Below are 20,694 nucleotides of genomic sequence, written 5' to 3'. Positions count from 1 at the left end.
ATTATTTGTCAAAATAATGCTATTCCTGTGCAAGATAATCCTGCTTTTCCATTGACTCTGAATTTAGTATAATAAATTCAGAGTCAATATACAGAAAGAAGGCCGCTTATGAGTAAGAAGAACAAAAACCTGTTTCGCCTGGTCGCGGCGGGCCTGTTCAGCATTCTGTTCCTGACGCTGCTGACAATCTCCTTTTATGGCTATGTGCTGGAACAGATCGGGGTAGACCATGCGGAAAATGTAAGGAATTACCGGTATCATTTTGTGATGATTGTCGCCAATACCGATTCCCGGTTCTGGAACGACGTATTCGACAGTGTGCGGGAGGAAGCGGCAAAGCAGGAGGCATATGTGGAGCTGAAGGAAAAGAACCAGTCCTCCATCAACACCATGGTCGATTTAATGGATATGAGTATCGCGGCCAAGGTGGATGGCATCATCCTGGAGTGTACCGATGAAGAAAACCTGGATGAAAAGGTGAATGAGGCGACAGAAAAAGGCATTCCTGTCGTTACCATTTTAAACGATGCCCCCGCGTCGGAACGGAAGAGCTTTGTGGGCATCAACCCCTACCAGCTTGGACAGGCTTATGGCTGCCAGCTTGAGAAAATGATCAGGAAGCTGGAATCGGAGGGAGGAGGCCGTGACCGGGAGGGGGAGTACCGGATTACGGTTTTACTTAACGATTCATCCATAGACAGCAACCATTTCCAGATTTTCAACCAGATCAACAACATGATGGTGACATCCGAAGCCACGGCGGAGCTTGTGAAGGCGGGGGCGGTTCGGATTCCGTCCGGCGGGGCGTTTGAATCTGAGGAGATCGTCTGGAACTTATTTCAGAGTGCAAAAGGGCCGCCGGACATCATCGTGTGCATGGATGAGGTAGATACGGAGGCGGTCTACCAGGCGGTAATTGATTACAACCGCGTGGGCAAGACGCAGGTCATCGGCTATTACAAGTCAAAAACCACCCTGGATGCGGTCCGGCGCGGCACTATGGCGATGACATTCTGCATCGACACGGAGGAGATGGGCAGATACAGTGTAAAGGCAATGATGGAATGCATCCGGGATGGAAGGACCAATTCCTTCTACAGCGTGGACTTACAGTTCGTAACCCGGGAAAATGCAGATGAGTTTATGGATCAGTGATGGGAGAGACAATGGGAAACCGATTGAAAAGGCTGTGGGAAAATCTGCCGATTACCCGCAAATTATTTCTGGAAATCGCGTTTACAGCTGCTGCGCTTTTTGCAAGCAACTTATTAATTTATGCCCAGATTAACCGGATGGTGGGGCGGATGGACTCGGTATATTCCAGCAACGTGAATTTAAACGAGCTGTCGGACCGCCTTGGCGATGTGCAGAATTATATGTACCGGTATTTAGAGGTCAAGGACTCTGATTCCCTCACCAACTATTACCGGGCGGAACAGGAATATAAGGATTTGCTGAATGGGCTGAACATGCAGATCAGCGACAACCCCATACAGATTTTAGAAAAGAATATTCGCAGCATGTCCGACAATTATCTGGTAATTGCCGATGAGACTGTTCAGGCAAAGCGGGGGATGAACGTGGAAAAATACAAAAGCTCCTATGAATCGGCGCTTAAGCTTTACCGCTTTATCACCCACGACATCTCCGTGCTCAACGGACGCCAGTTCAAGAACAATTCCGCCAGTTACCAGACGCTGCAGGCGGCGCTTAAGTATTTAGAGATTGTCAGCCTGGTGATTCTGATGATTGTCATGTTCATCAGTCTGGCGGTTATGATGATTCTGACAAAGGATATCGTCACCCCATTAACCAATTTGGCACAGACCGCCAAACTGGTGGGACAGGGCAATTTCCATGTAAAGGTGTCGCCGGTCCATTCCAGGGATGAGCTGGGAATTGTGACGGGAACCTTTAACCAGATGGTGGACAGCCTGGGCGAATATGTGACTAAGATCAAAGAGAGCGCGGAGAAGGAGCAGGAGATGCAGGCCAGGGAACTGCTGACGCAGAGCCATTTAAAGGAGGCGCAGCTTAAGTTTCTGCAGTCCCAGATTAATCCCCATTTCCTCTTTAACTCCTTAAACGCGGGCGTGCAGCTTGCCGTGATGGAGGATGCGGAAAAGACATCGGTATTTATCGAGAAAATGGCGGATTTCTTCCGCTATAATGTAAAGAAGGGGATGGAGGACGCCACCATCCGGGAAGAGGTGGAGACGGTAGAAAATTACATTTATATTCTGAATGTGCGGTTTGCGGGAGAGATTCATTACAGCTCTGAAGTTGATCAGTCGGTTTTGGACTACCGGGTTCCCAGCATGATGCTTCAGCCCCTGGTGGAAAATGCAGTCAACCACGGGATACGGGGGATCGACTGGCAGGGCGAAGTGAAGCTGGTGGTCCGGGACTGCGAAGAAGAGATTGAAATCCGTGTGGAGGATAACGGAAAGGGAATGTCGGAGGAACAGATCCGGCAGATTTATGAGGGGAGCCGGGGGACGAAGAATCCGGAGACCACAGGAATCGGGGTCAGCAACGTAATATCCAGGCTTAAGCTTTACTATAATACGGACAGCGTGTTAGAGATTGCCAGCGGCGGGCCGGGAAGGGGAACCACGGTTATTTTAAAAATCCCCAGGAAAGAGGAGGAGAGAGATGTTTCGGATATTGGTGGCTGATGATGAGGGGATTATGCTGGAGTCGATTCGATCCAGCATAGAATCGAATTTTGGAAGCGAATGCGAGATTGTCTGCGTCAAGACTGGACGGGCAGTCATTGAACAGGCGGAGTCCTTCCGCCCGGATATTGCGTTTGTGGATATTCAGATGCCGGGGCTAAGCGGAATTCAGGCAATCCGGGAGGTCCGCAAATTCAATTCCTCCATGGTGTTCATTATCATCACGGCGTACGACAAGTTTTCCTACGCGCAGGAGGCGGTAAACTTAGGGGTTATGGAGTTCATCACCAAGCCGGTGAACAAAAAGAAGATCCTGGACGTCTGCATCCGCGCCATGCGGCAGGTGGAAGAGGCGAGGCAGAAGCTGAGCGACGATTTAAAGATTCGGGAGAAGTTAGAAATCGTGGTGCCGATGATGGAGAGCGGATTTATCTACAGCGTCTTACAGGATGATACGGATATTAATAAACAGGGATATTTGGAGCTGCTGGATATCCGCCAGCCATACGGCTTTATGATTGTGCTGGAATTCGGGGATGATGTCGAAAACGGTGCGATGACCAATGCGGTGGGGGCGAATGTGCGGGTGAATAAGTATTATTCCACCCTAAAGGAGACGGTAAAGGATTACTTTGACTGTATCACCGGGCCGATTATGGGCAACCGGATCGTGCTTTTCGTGCCGTTTGACCGGGAAAAGACGGGATATGAGGAGCGGGTCGAGACGATTACCAGGACGAGGAATATGATACACAGGCTGGAAGGCGCCATTGACGCCCGGTTCCGCGGCGGGATCGGCGCAGTAAAGCCCATTGCCGATGTGCGGGATTCCTATAAGGAGGCGCTGAAGGCATTGCGGGAGAGCGACAGCCATGTGGTGCATATCACGGATATTCCGGCGGCAGCCTATTATGACGGGGATTATCCGACAGATTTGGAGAACCAGTATCTACAGCGCGGCATCAAGGCGGATCAAGAGGGAGCTGCGGCCTGCGCCAACGAATTTTTTGACTGGATGGCCCAGCATGACGGCAATGTCCGGGCCAATATCGAGGTGAAGGTGCTCGAAATGATTATGAGGCTGGAAAAGCGGGCCTTTGAGGCGGGAAACGTCCATTATGGGTTCCGATACCGGGAAAATTATCTGGCGGAGATCCAGGGGGCGGCAGACTTAAATGGCCTGCGCCAGTGGTTTGTCGGGAAAACCAGAGAGATCTGTGACAACATCAGCACCTCCAGAGAGCGCGAATTTGAAAATGTGGTTTCCAGGGTGAAAAATTACATCAACGAAAACTACGCCAGGGAGATTACCCTCGATGAGGCGTCCCGGATGGTGGATATCAGCCCCTACTATTTCAGCAAGCTGTTTAAGCAGGAGGTGGGGGAGACGTTCATCGAGTATCTGACGCGGACCAGAATCCGCAATGCCAGGCGGCTGCTTGAGGACCCCAGACACAGCATCAAGGAGGTCTGTATGTTGTGCGGATACAGCGACCCCAATTATTTCAGCCGGATTTTCAAGAAATATGAGGGCATGACGCCAAGTGAGTACAGGGACCGGTAAGACGGAAGAAAGAGAGGGACGGATATGAAAAAAATAACCCGAAGAGGGAACGGAATGGGGTTCGTCCTAGCGTTTATGAGCCTTGCGATGCTCCTGGCGCTGACCGGCTGTCATAAGACGGAGGAAACATCGATGGCAGAGACGGAAGAGGGGGAGAAGAAAATTCAGATTGGGCTGAGCTTTGATTCGTTTGTCATCGAGCGGTGGATCCGGGAGCGGGATGTCTTCGTTTCCACAGCCATGGAGCTTGGTGCGGAAGTGAATGTACAGAATGCCAATGGGGATGTAAAGGAACAGATTGAACAAATCGAGTATTTCATCCAGAAGCAGATGGATGTGATTGCGGTGATCACCGCGGACTGCGACGCCCTGTCAGCCGTGATGAAGCGGGCCAAGGAGGCGGGAATTAAGACGGTAAGCTATGACCGTCTGATTAATAACGCGGACTGTGACTTATATATCTCTTTCGACAATGAGGAAGTAGGCAGACTGATGGCAGAAAGCCTGGTAAAAAATATTCCGGAAGGCGGAGATATCTTCATGATCCAGGGATCCCCTACAGACGGCAACGTGGATTCGGTACGCCGCGGATTTGACGAGGTGCTGAAAGGGAGCCGTTTGAATGTAGTATATGAGGCTTACTGCGACGGCTGGATTGCGGAGCCTGCCTTTGACTACGTAAAAGAGGGGCTGGAGCGGCATCCGGACATCAAGGGCGTCATGTGCGGCAATGACGATGTGGCGACTCAGGCGTTCCGCGCGCTCTCCGAGGAGCGGATGGCGGGCAAGGTGGTGCTGACCGGGCAGGACGGGGATTTGATGGCCTGTCAGCGGATTGTGGAAGGCACCCAACAGATGACGGCGTTCAAATCCGTAGAGGAGGAAGCCCGGCTTGCGGCCCAGTATGCCGTGAGACTTGGAAGGGGAGAGGCGCTTGACGACGTGACGAGGACGATCCATGACGGAACGTATAACATCCCTTATAAGGAGCTGACGCCAATTGCAGTAACCAGGGAAAATATGGATGAAGTGATTATCCAGGGCGGCTTCCACGCCCAGGAGGATGTGTACTTAAATGTCCAGCATCATGAGGCAGTAGCACCGCAGTAGCATATTTTTGTGAAAAAAAGTCCTGTATCACCGGGGCTTTTTTTCATGTCGGTAGTATCGTGCTATTTCTTCCCAAGCAAGTCCAGAATCCGCTGTGTTAGAATAAAACCATCAAATAAACAAGTGATTTGGAGGAGGTTCTTATGATGAAAAAAAGATTTCTTGCAGTGGCAATGACGATGGCAATGGCAGCGGGGCTTATGACCGGATGCGGCGGCTCGAACGAAACGGCAGCGACGACAGCGGCTCCGACGACGGCGGCTCCTGCTGCAACCGAAGCGGCGGCGCCTGCAGAGACCGAGGCGCCTAAGACGGAAGCTCCGGCAGAAAAACCGGCAGGCGGCGCTGGGGCGCTGGTTGGCGTGGCGATGCCGACAAAGGATTTGCAGAGATGGAACCAGGACGGCTCAAACATGAAAGCAGAGTTAGAAGCCGCGGGGTATGAAGTGGATTTACAGTATGCAAGCAACGACGTGCAGACCCAGGTATCCCAGATTGAGAATATGATTTCCAATGGCTGCCAGATCTTAGTCATCGCGTCCATCGACGGAAGTTCCTTAGGCGAACCTTTAAGTCAGGCAAAAGAAGCAGGAATCCCGGTTATCTCCTATGACCGTCTGCTGATGAATTCTGATGCCGTCAGCTACTACGCAACCTTTGACAACTACATGGTCGGACAGAAGCAGGGCGAGTATCTGGTAGAGGCTCTGGGACTTGACACAGCAACGGAACCGAAGAACATCGAGCTGTTCACCGGCGACCCGGCAGACAACAACTGCAACTTCTTCTTTGGCGGCGCAATGGACGTGCTTCAGAAGTATATCGACGAGGGCAAGCTGGTGGTCAAATCCGGACAGACGGCGTTTGAGCAGGTTGCTACAGCCAACTGGGATTCTGAGAAGGCACAGAACCGTATGGATACCATCATTGCAGGCAACTATTCCGACGGAACCGTACTGCACGCAGTCCTCTGTTCTAACGACTCCACCGCACTGGGCGTTGAAAATGCCCTGGCATCTTCCTACACCGGAGAGTACCCGATTATCACCGGTCAGGACTGTGATATCGCAAACGTAAAGAACATGCTGGCCGATAAGCAGGCAATGTCCGTATTTAAGGATACCCGTACCCTTGCAACCCAGGTGGTCAAGATGGTAGACGCAGTAATGCAGGGCGGTGAAGCGGAAATCAACGATACGACTTCCTATGATAATGGAACCGGCATCATTCCGACCTATTTATGCGAACCGGTGGTTGTCACCATAGACAATTACAAAGAAATGCTGATTGATTCCGGATACTACACCGAGGACCAGTTAAAATAAGTCGCTAAATCCCATGGGGACGGTCAACAGGCCGTCCCCATCATAAAAGAAAGATGAGGGAGGGAGAGCATTGGCAAAAATACTGCTGGAGATGAAGAATATCACCAAGACGTTTCCGGGTGTAAAGGCTCTTGACAACGTAAACCTGCGTGTGGAGGAAGGGGAAATCCATGCCCTGGTCGGAGAAAACGGCGCAGGCAAATCCACCCTGATGAATGTGCTGAGCGGCATTTATCCGTATGGAAGCTATGAAGGCGATATTATTTATAATGAAGAAATCTGTAAATTCAACCGGATCAGTGACAGTGAAGAAAAGGGAATCGTTATCATCCATCAGGAACTCGCCCTGGTTCCTTATATGTCCATTGCTGAGAACATGTATCTGGGCAATGAAAAGGGCAGCAAATATGCAATTAACTGGAATGAAACGTATGGGGAGGCGGACGAGTATTTGAGGACAGTAGGCCTTACCGAGTCGTCCCATACTTTGATAAAGGATATCGGCGTGGGCAAACAGCAGCTTGTAGAGATCGCAAAGGCCCTGGCCAAACATGCAAAGCTCTTAATCTTAGATGAGCCTACGGCGTCCTTAAATGAAGAGGACTCTAAGGCGCTTTTGGAGCTGCTGCTGAAATTCAAGTCTGAGGGAATGACCTCCATCATAATCTCCCACAAGCTGAATGAAATTGCTTATGTCGCAGATAAGATTACGGTCATCCGGGATGGTTCCACCATCGAGACCCTGGATAAAGAGAAAGACGTGATTACCGAGGACAGGATTATCAAGGGAATGGTAGGTCGGGAGCTTTTAGACCGATTCCCAAAACGCACCGGCGGGAAGATCGGGGACGTGGCCATGGAGGTGGAACACTGGAATGTCTACCATCCGCTCTATTCGGAACGGAAGGTGGTGGACGACGTATCCATCCATGTCAGAAAGGGTGAGGTCGTGGGCATCTGCGGACTGATGGGGGCAGGGCGCACAGAGCTGGCTATGAGTATTTTTGGAAAGAGCTACGGGGTGAATATCTCCGGCATGTTAAAAATTAACGGGGAAGAAGTAAAGCTTTATTCGGTCCGGGAGGCAATCCGCCATAAGCTTGCCTATGTCACGGAAGACCGGAAGGGTAACGGGCTGATTCTCTCAAATCCCATCAAGATTAACACGACGCTTGCCAATATGGGCGCAGTGAGCCGCCATACGGTCATCGATAAGAACAGGGAGTACGTCGTGGCAGACGAATACCGCGAGAAACTGAATACGAAATGTCCGTCCGTGGACCAGAATGTAGGAAATCTAAGCGGCGGAAACCAGCAAAAGGTGCTGCTGGCAAAGTGGATGTTTGCGGAGCCGGATATCCTGATCTTAGATGAGCCCACCAGAGGAATTGACGTAGGCGCGAAATACGAGATTTACTGTATCATCAACCAGCTTGCGGCCGAGGGTAAGTCCGTGGTGATGATTTCTTCCGAGCTTCCGGAGATCCTTGGCATGTCGGACCGGATTTATATTATGAATGAAGGCAGACTGGCGGGCGAGATTAGCGCTGCGGAGGCAACCCAGGAGAAAATCATGGCGTGTATCCTGAAATCTGATAAAGGAGAGTAATCATGGAAAATAAGATAAAATTATCCGAGGTATTAAAAAAATATACGATGGTAATCGTGCTGGCGGTTGTTATTATCCTGTTTACCGTGAATACCGGGGGAAAAATGCTGCTTCCCCAGAACGTAAACAACTTAATTGCACAGAACGCCTACGTATTCATTCTGGCAACCGGTATGCTGTTTTGTATCCTGACCGGCGGAAACATCGATTTATCGGTGGGGTCTGTGGTCTGCTTTGTGGGGGCAATCGGCGGCACTATGATGATCAAGATGGGAATCAATCCTTATCTTTCCCTGATCGCCATGGCTATTATCGGAATCCTGGTGGGAGCCTGGCAGGGATTCTGGATTGCCTATGTGAGAATTCCTCCATTTATCGTAACACTGGCCGGTATGCTGATGTTCCGCGGCCTGTCCAATGTGGTGCTGCAGGGCATGACTCTGTCCCCGACTCCTGACAAATTCTTAAGCCTGTTTAATACATACGTGCCGGACTTTTTCGGCATGGAGGGCTTTAACCTTACGTGTTTTCTCGTTGGCCTGGCGGTATGCGCCGCCTATGTGGCAGCAACGCTTTACGGAAGAAGAAAAAAGCTGCAGAAGGGATACCGGGTGGACCCGGCTGGCGGCATGATCATCAAGATGGCAGTAATCTGCGCGGTTGTGCTGGCGTTTATGTTCAAGCTGGCACAGTATAAAGGGATTCCCAATGCATTAATCTGGGTGACGGCTGTCATCTGTATTTACAGCTATATTTCATCGAAGACCACCACCGGACGGTATTTCTATGCGGTTGGCGGAAATGAGAAGGCGACCAGGCTTTCCGGTATTGATACGAATAAGGTTTATTTCCTGGCTTACCTAAATATGGGGCTTCTGGCGGCTGTGGCAGGGATGATCACTGTGGCAAGGCTGAATTCCGCCAATCCGACGGCTGGAAATAACTATGAAATGGATGCCATCGGCGCCTGCTTTATCGGCGGGGCCTCGGCCTACGGCGGAGTCGGCACCGTGCCTGGAGTCATCATTGGCGCAACTCTGATGGGCGTGCTGAACCTGGGCATGAGCATCATGGGCGTGGACCAGAACCTTCAGAAAGTAGTGAAGGGAGCTGTGCTTTTGGCTGCAGTTATCTTCGATGTAGTCAGCAAACGGAAGTCGTTTATACTGAAACAGTAAGCAGATTGTAACGAGTAATATCCGGTATGAGATAAATTTCCTTCCCTTTTCTCCTATAAATGTGCTAAAATAGACCTGATTCGACAAAAGGAAAGGAATACCGATTTATGAATAAAAAAGCGCGATGGTACACACCTTTTATACATAAAGTACTTCTGGCCGCGGCTGTTGCGGCGGTTTTGGGAGGCTGCGGAAAAAAGAATGACGCAGGGCAGGAGACACAGGCGCCCGAGCCCTCTTCCATCTCGATTGAGCTGGAGACTGAGAAGAATCCCCAGCCGGTAAAGATCCTGACAATCGGTGAGGAGCCGATGCCGGTACTGCCGGATCTTCCGGTTCTGGATGAGAATCCCATTCCGGAGTATCTCCGAAACGGCGTGGAGCATCCCATTATAGCAAGCCTTCAGCAGCGTCTGATGGATCTTGGATTTATGGACAACGATGAACCGACTCAATATTTTGGAAATATGACCGAATCTGCAGTCAAGACTTTTCAACGGCAGAATCAGCTGGCGCAGGATGGCATTGTCGGCCCGGAGACACTGAAGGCAATCATGGCCCCTTCCGCCAAGTACTACGCGGTTTCGAAGGATGTTGATGGTGACGATATCAAGCGGATTCAGAACCGTCTTTACGAACTGGGATATCTGGCTACCGGGGATCTGGTGACCGGACACTTTGGGGACGATACAGAGGCCGCGGTCATCAAGCTTCAGGAGGTCAACGGACTGAATGTGGATGGCAAGGTGGGGCGGCAGACGATTAACCTTCTGTACAGTGATGAGATCAAACCCAATTTCCTTTCCTATGGAGAGAAGAGCGACGTGGTTCTGGCGTGCCAGACGCGGCTGAAGGAGCTGGGATATTTAACAACCACACCGGACGGTTCGTATGGCGATGATACGGCAGCAGCGGTCAAGCAGTTCCAGGCACGAAACGACCTGGTGGTTGACGGTTATCTCGGGCCGTCCACCCGTGTGGCCTTAAACAGCGCAGAGGCGCAGGCCAACGGCCTGATGCTGGGGGAACAGGGAGAGACCGTTACCCGGATCCAGCAGCTGCTAAATAAATACGGCTACTTATCTTCGGCCAATGTTACCGGCTATTACGGCGAGGTGACGGAAAAGGCAGTGAAGTCTTTCCAGAGCAACAATGGCCTTGCTGCAGACGGTTCTGTAGGCCGTCAGACGATGAATAAACTGACGGGAAGCAGCGTAAAGAAGGCGGGGTCAGGCGGTTCATCCGGAGGCGGAAGCGGTTCTAAGGGCGGAACGGTAAAAGGCGGCTCCGGTGTCAGCGGTCTGCTGTCCATCGCCAGATCCAAGCTCGGATGCCCATATGTCTATGGTGCGAAAGGGCCGAACGCGTTTGACTGCTCCGGCTTCATCTACTACTGTCTGAATCAGGCGGGAGTACGGCAGAGCTATCTGACTTCGTCTGGATGGCGAAGCGTAGGAAAATACACCAAGATCACGAATTTCAACAGTCTCCAGGCGGGCGATATCATTGTCGTAAGCGGCCATGTGGGAATCGTGGCAGGCGGCGGTAAGGTGGTGGATGCATCTTCAAGCAACGGACGTGTCATAGAACGTGCCTTAAGCAGCTGGTGGAGAAATAACTTTATCTGCGGATGGCGTATATTCGGATAGGAATGGTTCAAAATAAGGGTATGAAAAAAGAGAGAAAAGCAGTAAACATGATAACCGATTCACCGGGCAGCGCGTTGCTTCTGTTCGCTCTGCCGATGATTCTGGGCAATTTATTTCAACAGTTTTATAATATTATGGACTCGGTCGTCGTAGGCCGGTTCGTAAGTGAGGAGGCGCTGGCATCTGTCGGCGCTTCCTATTCCATTACCAATGTCTTTATTGCCATCGCCATCGGCGGTGGCATTGGAAGCTCCGTGGTAGTGTCCCAGTTTCTGGGCGCGAAGCAGCTGGGGAATATGAAGACGGCGATCTCTACGACACTGATCAACTTCCTGACGCTGAGCGTACTTCTCGGCACGCTGGGGTTTCTGTTTAACGAGCCGATTCTGGCGTGGATGAACACGCCGGAAAACGTATTTGCCGATGCCTCCGTGTATTTAAGCATTTACTTTGTAGGGCTTCCGTTCCTGTTTATGTACAACGTACAGGCGGCTATATTCCAGTCGCTGGGCGATTCCAGAACGCCGCTCTATCTCCTGATCTTTTCGTCGCTTCTGAATATTGTGCTGGATTTGCTCTTCGTAATCCGGTTCCATCAGGGAGTCGCAGGCGTTGCGGTGGCGACGCTGATGGCTCAGGGGCTGTCGGCGGTGATTTCCTTCACCATATTGCTGAAGCGCCTGAAGGCGTATGAAGTGACGGAGGCGTTTCATTTTTACGACATGAAGATGATGATCAATATGATGCGGGTGGCGATCCCTTCCACGCTTCAGCAGTCGATCGTCCATATCGGGATGCTTTTGGTACAGTCGGTGGTGAACGTCTTCGGTTCCGCGGTCATGGCCGGATTTGCCGCTGGTACCAGGATCGAGTCGATCTGTATCGTACCCATGCTGGCCATCGGCAATGCCATGTCGACCTTTACTGCACAGAACATCGGAGCCGGGCGTCCGGACCGGGTGAAGCAGGGGTATCGTTACTGCTATGCCATGGTCGGATTCTTTGCAGTGGTCATCTGCATAATCATGCAGCTGTGGGGGGATATCTTCATACGCGGGTTCCTAAATGAGGGAAGCGCTGAGACCGCTTTCCAGACCGGTATGGCGTATGTGCGGTTTATCTCCTTCTTCTTTGCGTTTATCGGCCTGAAGGCGACGACAGACGGTCTGCTGCGGGGCGCGGGAGATGTGGTGGTGTTTACGATTGCCAACCTTGTGAATCTGGCGATCCGCGTGATCGTGGCGGCGGTATTTGCCCCGATTATCGGAGTACAGGCGGTATGGTACGCGGTTCCCATGGGATGGGCGGCAAACTATATTATCTCATTTATGCGGTATCTGACAGGAAAATGGAGCCGGGTTCATCTGATCTCCGGAAGATAAAAAAACAGGAATATTTGCGCGCCGTCTTTCGATAGGACGCCAGCGAATATTCCTGTTTTTATGTAATAGGAAAGTGCTCCTATTACATAAAAAGCCCTCCGGGCAGGAGGCGCATTCCGCGCTAAGGAAGTTTGGTTGCTGAAGCAACCGCGCTTCGGCGCGAGAGTCCGGCAAGCCGGACTCTTTAATTTTCCTTAATTATGAATTCCCCCTGCCATTCTGCCGGGGAAATGCCAGCTGCACTTTAAATAAATCTCCATCGATATAGATGGTAAACTTCCCGCCGAGAAGCTCTGTAAGGCTCTTGGCGATCGACAGGCCCAGCCCGCTTCCTTCCGTGGTTCGAGCCACGTCACCACGGACGAAACGCTCCGTCAGTTCATCACCCTTGATGTTCAGAGGATTCTCTGACACATTCTTTATGGTGAAGAGTACCTGGCTGTCCCCTGCGATGACATCAACGTATACGCGGCTGTGCTCCATCGCATACTTAAACGCATTGTTATAAAGGTTTTCCAGGACACGCCACAGATGGCGGCCGTCAGCCTGAATAATAACGGTTTCCTCAGGGAAGCTGGATACCAGCTCCAGATGGCGGACCAGGAATTTTTCTTCAAATTCCCCGTTGGTCTGATAGATCAGCTCGACGAAGTCGATGTTGGTCAGCTCGATCTTTAAATTCCCGGAACTGGCTTTGGAGGCTTCGACAAGATCCTCGGTCAGAGTCTTAAGTCTCTGGGACTTTTGTTCCAGAACCTCTAAATAACCCTGAATCTTCGGGTCCTGAAGGTGTTCCCGTTTGATTAAATCCACATAGTTGATAATGGACGTAAGCGGCGTCTTAATATCGTGGGAGACATTGGTGATAAGGTCCGCCTTCAGGCGTTCGCTGCTTACCTTTTCCTGCAGCGCGGTATCCAGCCCCCGGCTGATATGGTTGATGTTCTCAGCCAGTTCCCGCTCTTTTCCGTCAAATTCTTCTGCATTGATCTTGTATTTGGTGTCTCCGTGGGAGATCTTTAACAGCGCTTCATTAATCTGGTCCGTCTCCCAGGCATTCTTATACAGCTGATGGAAAACCCATGAGTCCATACAGAGAAGCGCAAGGACGAGAATGCCCGTTAAAATTCGGGATTCCATGCTGTCATAGGTGAAATAGACGAACGCGCCGGTCGCGATAATGACACAGTTAAAAATAAAATAACAGATGTAGCCTAAAGCCAGCCGGGTCGTAAACCGGTGGTTTTTGATATAGAGACTGATATTCACGCAGATACGGCTCGTCAGACTGCCCGTCCAGAGCGTTCCCGCCTTATAGCGGCGGATCATGCTGAATGCTGCGACCATGCCGACTGCATAGAGAATCACCATGTGTGCAGCCAGTTCCCCGTAATACCAGCGGTCTTCCGACAGGAATAAATGGATAACCTTGTAGCCGACGTGTTCGCCCAGAAACAGGGCGCACATGGCGGCTGCGGCAAACAGAATCAGGCAGGTCTCCGTGGCGATCCGGTCGATTCTTCCCAGAACAACCGCGTCGTGATCGGAATTCTGATGGCCCGCCATACTCACCATGAAATACAGGCTTGCAGCGGATCCCAGAATTCCAATAATCAGGGACACGAGGCCGATGATAAAGAGCAGACGCATATGGTCATAGGATTTGGCAGCTTCAGAGTAAGAATCCTGGACGGGATACGCCGTATTGACTGCCACAACCATATAGTAATTGCTGTTGTTGTAAGGGTTGGACTTCTCCAGCTGGGCCGATATGGTCTTCAGTGTTGTGTTCAAATTGGTATCAACATACAGGGATTCACCGGTTACGTAGATATAACGGCCCAGCGTCTTTAACTCCTCCGGATTATCGATCACGGTGTTGTTATACAGCTTGGGAGCTTCCGAATCTCCCTTAAAAGATACCCGGAATTTCAAGTTGCTGGGATTCTGAATAAATTTATAGTGAAATGCATAGTAATTTCCTACATGGGCCAGCACTTCTTTTGCCAGTTCGGCCATGGTGGTATAAGATTCTCCCGGCTCGGAATCCTGATGATCGGGATCGTAGGAACGCCAGTCCACCCGGATGTCCTGCTCACCTTCTTCCGGTGTGTAGCGGCCATCCACCTTAAATTTCTCATTCAGATAATAACCCATGGACTTGGCCATACGCACCATCTCATCAACGGTATATTCTCTTACTTCCCCAGGACCGGTGGTCACACGGACGACAGGCTTGTCATAAGCCAGCTTTCCGTTTGATTCAAATACCTCTTTATATTTGATGTAGTTGAAAATATCGTCGATGTCCGTCTTAAACTGCCGGATGAACTCCGGCGTGTCCTCATACGTCTCGTTGGTAAGCCAGCTGATGCCTTCTCCGTAGTGAGGATTGTTGTACATGATGCTGATGCCCGTCACCACGAGGATGACAAAAAGAATGTGCAGCAGGACTGCATGTTCCTTTTTTCTTTTCATATGTTCTCCTATTGCTTTTCAATCTTGTAGCCGACACCCCAGACTACCTTTAAATAGCGGGGCTCCCGCGGATTGATCTCGATTTTCTCACGGATATGGCGGATGTGAACGGCTACGGTATTATCCGCGCCGATGGCTTCTTCATTCCAGATCTGCTCATAGATCTCGTCAATGGAGAACACCTTTCCGGCATTTTTAACGAGGAGCAGCAGAATGTTATATTCAATGGGAGTCAGCTTGATGAGATCCCCATCAACGGTAACTTCCTTGTTATCATCATTAATTGCCAGACCACCGCATTTATATACCTGGCCGGCAGTCTGCTGGTTCATATTGCCCAGCTGGGTATAGCGGCGCAGCTGGGATTTGACTCTTGCGACCAGTTCCAGGGGATTGAACGGCTTTGTAATGTAGTCATCCGCGCCGATGTTGAGTCCCAGGATCTTATCGGTGTCTTCTGACTTTGCGGACAGGATGATAATAGGAATGCTGCTGGTCTCCCGAACCTTTAACGTGGTTCTGATTCCGTCCAGACCCGGCATCATCACATCCACGATCATTAAATCCACCTGATTATTCTCCAGCAGATCCAGGGCTTCATAGCCGTCATATGCTTTTATCACATTAAAACCTTCTCCGGTCAAATAGATATCTATGGCTTCCACAATCTGTTTATCATCATCACAAACTAATATACTCTGCATGTCAAAACCTCCTTTTCCATTATTATACAACGGGCAGGATAAAATTCACATTACTTTTTTCTGAAGAATCAGGGACAAAACATTTATAAATAGTAGAAAGTACAGATTATATAAGTAATATAGCAGGAGTCTTTCCGCTACAATAAAAAGAAAAAGGATTGATACAATGGGAAAAAACAGAATCTATAGTTTGAGGAGACAGAAAAAAATTCCCCAGGCATTATTGGGAGATTTACTGGGAGTCAGTCAGCAGACCGTCAGTAAGATAGAATCACAGCCGATTCCAGATATCTCATCGGAGCTGCTCTGCCGGATTGCCGACTACTTCGGTGTTACGGCCGATTATTTAATGGAGCGTTCGGAACAGTCCTGTGATTTTAATTTCGCCGACATGGATCCGAGAGAGATCGGGGATTGCCTGACTCCGGATGATAAGAAAATGTGGCTGGAAATGGGGATCCGGCTGGCGGGAAACGAATTTATGGCAAAGCATAAGAAAAAAAGCGGGAAATAATGCCTGGCGGCGGTCAGGGAGCCTGGGACACACTGACTTCACTGGACAGCTCCCTGAATGCTTTGGGCGATAACCCGGTATCCCTTTTAAACAGATGGTAGAAATGGCTGGTGTTGTCAAAACCCACCTCCTCACAGATCTGTAAAATGGACCGGTTGGTATATTCAAGAGCAAGTTTTGCATTGGCGATGCGGATGTCATTGATAAATTCAGTCGGCGTCTTATTTAAATGCTTTTTAAAGACCCGGCACAGGTATTCAGGACTCTTCTGAGAGATGCGGTAGAGGGCGTTTAAGCCTTCCTGGTAATTCTGCTGTTTCTGCATCTCCAGCGCAAGTAGCCCCAGCCACGTTGGAATGTCGTGGGACAGCTTTAAGTTATAGGAAAGAAAATAGCTGGTAAGGAGATTGACGGTGGCGGCCCTCAAAAGAGTATTAAACCGGACGATGTTGAGTTCGTGTGCAATGGCCAGCTGCTCGAAGGAGGGCAGTAAGTTGTTTAATTCCGCGGGGAGAAGCTGGCGGAAGGGAGGCATCTCGTTCTCCATCAGCTGGTCCGCGTTGCATCCGGTACCAAGAAAAGAAAAACACGAGTCCATGGTGCCTCTGGAAACCAGCAGATTATAAAAACAGAAATCGGAAGACGGATTCTGGAAGCTGTGTATGTCCTTTGGGCGGATGAAGACTAAGGCTCCGGTGTTTACTATCTTTTTCTTGTCATTAATGTGATGTGTGGCGCTTCCCGCGCCGACCAGGAAGAATTCATAATAATTATGGTTATGGGAACGGGTGTCGGCATCCTGAAATGCGATTTTTGTGCAGATCCCGTCTTCGCCTGAGAAGAGCCAGTCCTGCTCTCTGTAAAATTCAATTTTCATCTCTCGGCTCCTTTCGTGTCTACTGGATTACCAGTCTGCGTTTTCTGATATGGGAAATCGTTTAATAAGAGATCATTATGAGATATAGGCCTTCGCGTTATGCGCAGGGCTTTTTTTATGTAATTGGAAATTGCTCCTATTACATAAAAAGCCCTCCGGGCAGGATGCGCACTCTTTATTCTGTCATGGGGAGGTCATTCTTACGGTTTCTATGTATGTCAATATAGCACAATAAATAGGGAAAGGCAAGACAAGACAGCGCCCTTTTTTTATGGTACATTTATGCTATCAAAATTACTTGAAAACAAGGGAAATAAATAAAATGTCTATAAAAAGTGCATTTCTTTCTAAGAATACCGGAGGGAAATACACGGTCTGTCAAGTGCGCTCAAAAAGCAAGAGATGGAAGAAAGTGGATAATTTATTACAATGAAGGAGGCAGTTATGAATCATTTTAAGGTGGCCAGCCCCAGAACAAATCTGGAAGTGGAAATTTCATTTACGAAGGCGTACCGAAGGATCCTGAAGCAGTGGCGGGGGAATAAATACAAGATTGAAGCAGAGTGTATGAAGGCCATGTATCCAGCCATACTCCACCCGATTGAGGAGCAGGATGTTCTGGCGGGGCGCCATGAGTTCGGACCGGTAGGATTCGGAATTCAGCATCAGACCGGGGGCTTCGGATTCTATATCCACGAGGACGAGGTGGTAAAGGAGCTGGAGAACGGAGTCGGAAGCCTGAAATATCGTGAAGACTTAAATGATATGCTGGTATTCTGGAAAAAAGAAAACACGGACCGCTATGTGATGGAGCACATGCCGGAACACTTAAAAAAGGCTCTGATATCTGACCAGTGGGATAAGCTTCCCATGCCGGCCTGCCCGATTCTCCGAATGGCGGGATGCTACCTGGACTTTGACAAACTGGTGCTTAAGGGAATTCCGGGGATGGTGGAGGAGCTGTCGGAATCAATGGAGAGGAGTGGGCTTAAGGAAGAACAGATTCAGTTTCTGGCGGCTTCTATCGAGATGTTTGATCTCCTGAAAGAGATGCTTCATTACTACGAGGAGCAGGCCGGTGAAATGGCCGAAAGAGCAGAGGGAAAACGGAAAGAAGAGCTGCAAAAGCTTAAGGAGGCGCTCTTCCAGAATCAGCGAAGGAAGCCGGAGTCCTATCTGGAGGCGGTCCAGCTGGTATGGATGTACTGCCTTATGACGCCTATCATTGATATTGGAAGATGTGATGTGTTCTTTGGTGATCTTTACTGCCATGACATAGACAATGGAATTCTGACCGAGGAGGAAGCACTTAAGATTACCCAAAACTTCTTTCAGCTGGTTGACCATCTGGATTGTGAGACAGACGGCCGCGTGATCGTAGGCGGATATGGCCGGCGCAATCCGGAGACGGGGGACCGTTACAGCCTGCTGGCTATTGAGGCGTGCAGAACCGTAAAAGAGGTTCTTCCGCAGTTCACACTCCGGTTTCATAAAGACACGCCCGAATCGGTGATGAAGGCCGCGATTCGCTGTATTTTAGAGGGAAGAACATACCCGCTTCTCTATAATGACGACGTGATCGTGCCAGGAGTAATGAGTACGTACGGTGTGTCGAGGGAGATGGCCGAACACTATATTATGCTTGGATGCGGAGAATATGAGTTTGAGCACTACAGTGTGGCAACGCCGAGCGGATCTCTCAACGCCGCAAAAATCATGGAACTGACCGTAAACGGAGGATGGGATCCGGTAGGGGGCTGGGCAATCGGTCCCAGGACGCCAAAGCTTTCCGAATGCGGAAGTTTCGAGGAGTTTTACCGTTACTATCAGGAGCATGCGAAATATTATATAGAGGCCCAGGCGGAATTTGAGGCGTATGAATATGAGATTACAGGCGCCAGGCACCCATTTCTGATGGCATCCGTTCTTTATGACGGCTGCATCAAAAAAGGAAAAGCACTTTTTGAGGGAGGCTGTGAGTATCTGGCGGGAACGCTGGAGTTCTATGGCGCGGTCGATGCGGCAGACAGTCTGTGTGCGATTAAAAAACTGATCTTCGATGAAAAACGGATGACAGCGGAAGAGATGATGGAGGCGCTTGCCGATAACTTTTTAGACTATCCGGCTGCCAGAAAAATGATGCTGGAAGCTCCGAAATACGGCGTGGATCATGAGGAAGCAGATGCATTTTTCGTAGAATTACAGGACTTTTTTAATGAGACGGCAAAGGCCCAGGCAGACCGGGTCGGACTAAAGAGTTATTTGCCGGTTTACATAAATAATGCACAGAATACCACGCTGGCGAGATGGGTGGGAGCTACGCCGAACGGCAGAAAGTCCGGGTGCGCGACAGCCAACGCCAATAACCCGGAATCGGTGGTAGAGACGAAGGGATTGACCTCCATGATTAACAGTCTGCTGAAGCCCTCTCACATAAATCACGCTGGGATGGTACAGAATTTTCGATTCACGAAGGAGCTGTTGGAGCAATCAGAGGATAAGGTGATCGCCGCCATGAAAGATTACTTTGACAGAGGCGGATGTCAGGCGATGATTACCGTAATCGGAAAGGATGATTTGAAAAATGCGATGGAACGCCCCGAGGAGTACGGCGATCTGATCGTGAGGGTCGGCGGTTTTTCGGCAAGATTCGTCATGCTGGAAAAGGATGTCCAGAAGGAGATCTATGAACGGGCCAGCTACTGAGAAAAAAATGGGGGAAATATTTGATTTGCAGCATTTCTGCCTGGATGACGGTCCTGGAATTCGTACCACTGTGTTTTTAAAGGGCTGCCCGCTTCGCTGTATCTGGTGTCATAACCCGGAATCCTACGAGAAAAGGGATACCATCTCGTACAATGAAAGCAAATGTTCGGGATGCGGCGCGTGCGTGGAGGTCTGTCCTCAGAAGGCGCACCGGATTGTGACAGGATTGCACCGGTTTGAGAGAGAGGCATGCACCAGATGCGGGGCATGTACGGAGGTCTGCTGTTATGGGGCGCTGAAGAAAATCGGCAGAACTGTGACCGCGGAAGAGGTAATCGCCGAGGTTAAGAAAGACAGGACGTTTTATGAGAAGCCGGGACCTGGCGGAATCACCATTTCCGGAGGGGAACCGTTATTCCAGCCGTATTTTCTGAGGGAACTGTTGCAGGCGGCCAAGGATGAGGGCATTCATACGTGTCTGGAGACATCAGGCTTCTGTGCCGCTGAACCGTTAAATGCGGTCATTCCTCTCACGGACTTATTCCTGTTTGATCTGAAAGGGGAGAGGGCGGCGTATCCACACTTAACTGGTGTCAGGGCGGAGGAAATATACCAAAATCTGGAGATTCTTCTTGAAAAGAAGTGTCATGTGGTAATCCGGGTTCCGCTGATCCCGGGAATAAATGATACGGAGACCTTTTTCGGCGAATTGGCAAAGCTCTACCGCCGTCAGGCGGGAATTGAGGCATTTGAAATCATGCCGTATCACGGCATGGGAGCCTCAAAGGCGGTACAGGCCGCCGTTGTACAGGGGCTGGGTAAACAGCCTGACGCGACAGAAGATGAGAAAAAGGCATGGCTGGCCGCACTGAAAGGCTTGGGGCTGCCTGCGTTTATCAATTATTTTAAAAACAAATAGC

The 20,694-nt window shown here is 50.1% G+C and carries 15 protein-coding genes; 12 read left to right on the top strand and 3 right to left on the bottom strand.

What is annotated here, in order from left to right; all coding sequences use genetic code 11:
- The first annotated feature begins 108 nt into the window (after nt 1-108).
- The 9 genes from H8S75_RS30515 to H8S75_RS30475 all read left to right on the top strand — a co-directional run bounded on the left by H8S75_RS30515 (nt 109) and on the right by H8S75_RS30475 (nt 12,495).
- Nucleotides 109-1,155: a sugar ABC transporter substrate-binding protein gene (locus H8S75_RS30515; RefSeq protein WP_187024699.1), complete on the top strand. Its 1,047-nt coding sequence runs from the start codon at nt 109-111 to the stop codon at nt 1,153-1,155.
- Nucleotides 1,156-1,166: 11 nt separating this feature from the next.
- Complete coding sequence (locus H8S75_RS30510) at nt 1,167-2,678, top strand: sensor histidine kinase (protein WP_187024698.1); 1,512 nt, start codon at nt 1,167-1,169, stop codon at nt 2,676-2,678.
- The gene (locus H8S75_RS30505; protein WP_187024697.1) at nt 2,656-4,242 is read left to right on the top strand and encodes a helix-turn-helix domain-containing protein; all 1,587 of its coding nucleotides are present in this window, start codon (nt 2,656-2,658) and stop codon (nt 4,240-4,242) included. The genes H8S75_RS30510 and H8S75_RS30505 overlap by 23 nt, the downstream gene beginning before the upstream one ends.
- 54 nt (nt 4,243-4,296) lie before the next feature.
- Entirely contained in the window at nt 4,297-5,352 is a 1,056-nt protein-coding gene (locus H8S75_RS30500; protein WP_187024708.1) for a substrate-binding domain-containing protein, read from the top strand.
- Nucleotides 5,353-5,498: 146 nt separating this feature from the next.
- Nucleotides 5,499-6,677 carry a multiple monosaccharide ABC transporter substrate-binding protein gene (gene chvE / locus H8S75_RS30495; RefSeq protein ID WP_187024707.1) on the top strand — a complete coding sequence of 393 codons (1,179 nt, stop codon included), beginning with the start codon at nt 5,499-5,501 and terminating at the stop codon, nt 6,675-6,677.
- 70 nt (nt 6,678-6,747) lie between these two features.
- Nucleotides 6,748-8,286 (top strand): multiple monosaccharide ABC transporter ATP-binding protein, encoded by a 1,539-nt coding sequence (gene mmsA, locus H8S75_RS30490; RefSeq protein ID WP_187024696.1) that lies wholly within the window; start codon nt 6,748-6,750, stop codon nt 8,284-8,286.
- Between the two features lie 2 nt (nt 8,287-8,288).
- Nucleotides 8,289-9,464, top strand: coding sequence for a multiple monosaccharide ABC transporter permease (gene mmsB / locus H8S75_RS30485; RefSeq protein WP_187024695.1), 1,176 nt, complete (start codon nt 8,289-8,291; stop codon nt 9,462-9,464).
- 107 nt (nt 9,465-9,571) lie between these two features.
- Complete coding sequence (locus H8S75_RS30480) at nt 9,572-11,113, top strand: NlpC/P60 family protein (protein WP_187024694.1); 1,542 nt, start codon at nt 9,572-9,574, stop codon at nt 11,111-11,113.
- A gap of 20 nt (nt 11,114-11,133) precedes the next feature.
- Nucleotides 11,134-12,495 (top strand): MATE family efflux transporter, encoded by a 1,362-nt coding sequence (locus tag H8S75_RS30475; protein WP_187024693.1) that lies wholly within the window; start codon nt 11,134-11,136, stop codon nt 12,493-12,495.
- 198 nt (nt 12,496-12,693) lie between these two features.
- On the opposite strand, the gene H8S75_RS30470 is transcribed toward H8S75_RS30475, so the two are convergent.
- The gene (locus H8S75_RS30470) at nt 12,694-14,973 is read right to left on the bottom strand and encodes a sensor histidine kinase (RefSeq protein ID WP_187024692.1); all 2,280 of its coding nucleotides are present in this window, start codon (nt 14,971-14,973) and stop codon (nt 12,694-12,696) included.
- A gap of 8 nt (nt 14,974-14,981) precedes the next feature.
- On the bottom strand, nt 14,982-15,677 hold the full coding sequence (locus H8S75_RS30465) for a response regulator transcription factor (RefSeq protein WP_187024691.1): 696 nt from the start codon (nt 15,675-15,677) through the stop codon (nt 14,982-14,984).
- Between the two features lie 166 nt (nt 15,678-15,843).
- On the opposite strand from H8S75_RS30465, the gene H8S75_RS30460 reads away from it, so the two are divergent.
- Nucleotides 15,844-16,191, top strand: coding sequence for a helix-turn-helix domain-containing protein (locus H8S75_RS30460; protein WP_002605316.1), 348 nt, complete (start codon nt 15,844-15,846; stop codon nt 16,189-16,191).
- A gap of 13 nt (nt 16,192-16,204) precedes the next feature.
- Here H8S75_RS30460 and H8S75_RS30455 read toward each other — a convergent pair whose 3' ends face one another.
- Complete coding sequence (locus H8S75_RS30455) at nt 16,205-17,068, bottom strand: helix-turn-helix domain-containing protein (protein ID WP_187024690.1); 864 nt, start codon at nt 17,066-17,068, stop codon at nt 16,205-16,207.
- 444 nt (nt 17,069-17,512) lie between these two features.
- Here H8S75_RS30455 and H8S75_RS30450 point away from each other — a divergent pair, with 444 nt between their 5' ends.
- Together H8S75_RS30450 and H8S75_RS30445 are read left to right on the top strand one after the other, a co-directional pair.
- Nucleotides 17,513-19,774: a pyruvate formate lyase family protein gene (locus H8S75_RS30450; RefSeq protein ID WP_187024689.1), complete on the top strand. Its 2,262-nt coding sequence runs from the start codon at nt 17,513-17,515 to the stop codon at nt 19,772-19,774.
- Nucleotides 19,755-20,693: a glycyl-radical enzyme activating protein gene (locus tag H8S75_RS30445; protein WP_187024688.1), complete on the top strand. Its 939-nt coding sequence runs from the start codon at nt 19,755-19,757 to the stop codon at nt 20,691-20,693. Before H8S75_RS30450 ends, H8S75_RS30445 begins: the two co-directional genes overlap by 20 nt.
- The last annotated feature ends 1 nt before the right edge of the window (nt 20,694 follow it).

Origin of the sequence: Hungatella hominis, from assembly GCF_014288005.1 — a bacterium.
Lineage (GTDB): Bacteria > Bacillota > Clostridia > Lachnospirales > Lachnospiraceae > Hungatella > Hungatella effluvii.
This window is presented reverse-complemented; position numbering and strand designations above follow the sequence as displayed.

Excerpts from the sequence above, each read along its gene's own strand:
- H8S75_RS30445 (WP_187024688.1), top strand. The coding sequence starts at position 19,755 with ATGAACGGGCCAGCTACTGAGAAAAAAATGGGGGAAATATTTGATTTG.
- H8S75_RS30510 (WP_187024698.1), top strand. The coding sequence starts at position 1,167 with ATGGGAAACCGATTGAAAAGGCTGTGGGAAAATCTGCCGATTACCCGC.
- H8S75_RS30505 (WP_187024697.1), top strand. The coding sequence starts at position 2,656 with ATGTTTCGGATATTGGTGGCTGATGATGAGGGGATTATGCTGGAGTCG.
- H8S75_RS30515 (WP_187024699.1), top strand. The coding sequence starts at position 109 with ATGAGTAAGAAGAACAAAAACCTGTTTCGCCTGGTCGCGGCGGGCCTG.
- H8S75_RS30460 (WP_002605316.1), top strand. The coding sequence starts at position 15,844 with ATGGGAAAAAACAGAATCTATAGTTTGAGGAGACAGAAAAAAATTCCC.
- H8S75_RS30465 (WP_187024691.1), bottom strand. The coding sequence starts at position 15,677 with ATGCAGAGTATATTAGTTTGTGATGATGATAAACAGATTGTGGAAGCC.
- H8S75_RS30480 (WP_187024694.1), top strand. The coding sequence starts at position 9,572 with ATGAATAAAAAAGCGCGATGGTACACACCTTTTATACATAAAGTACTT.
- chvE (WP_187024707.1), top strand. The coding sequence starts at position 5,499 with ATGAAAAAAAGATTTCTTGCAGTGGCAATGACGATGGCAATGGCAGCG.
- H8S75_RS30470 (WP_187024692.1), bottom strand. The coding sequence starts at position 14,973 with ATGAAAAGAAAAAAGGAACATGCAGTCCTGCTGCACATTCTTTTTGTC.
- H8S75_RS30475 (WP_187024693.1), top strand. The coding sequence starts at position 11,134 with ATGAAAAAAGAGAGAAAAGCAGTAAACATGATAACCGATTCACCGGGC.
- mmsB (WP_187024695.1), top strand. The coding sequence starts at position 8,289 with ATGGAAAATAAGATAAAATTATCCGAGGTATTAAAAAAATATACGATG.
- H8S75_RS30450 (WP_187024689.1), top strand. The coding sequence starts at position 17,513 with ATGAATCATTTTAAGGTGGCCAGCCCCAGAACAAATCTGGAAGTGGAA.
- H8S75_RS30455 (WP_187024690.1), bottom strand. The coding sequence starts at position 17,068 with ATGAAAATTGAATTTTACAGAGAGCAGGACTGGCTCTTCTCAGGCGAA.
- H8S75_RS30500 (WP_187024708.1), top strand. The coding sequence starts at position 4,297 with ATGGGGTTCGTCCTAGCGTTTATGAGCCTTGCGATGCTCCTGGCGCTG.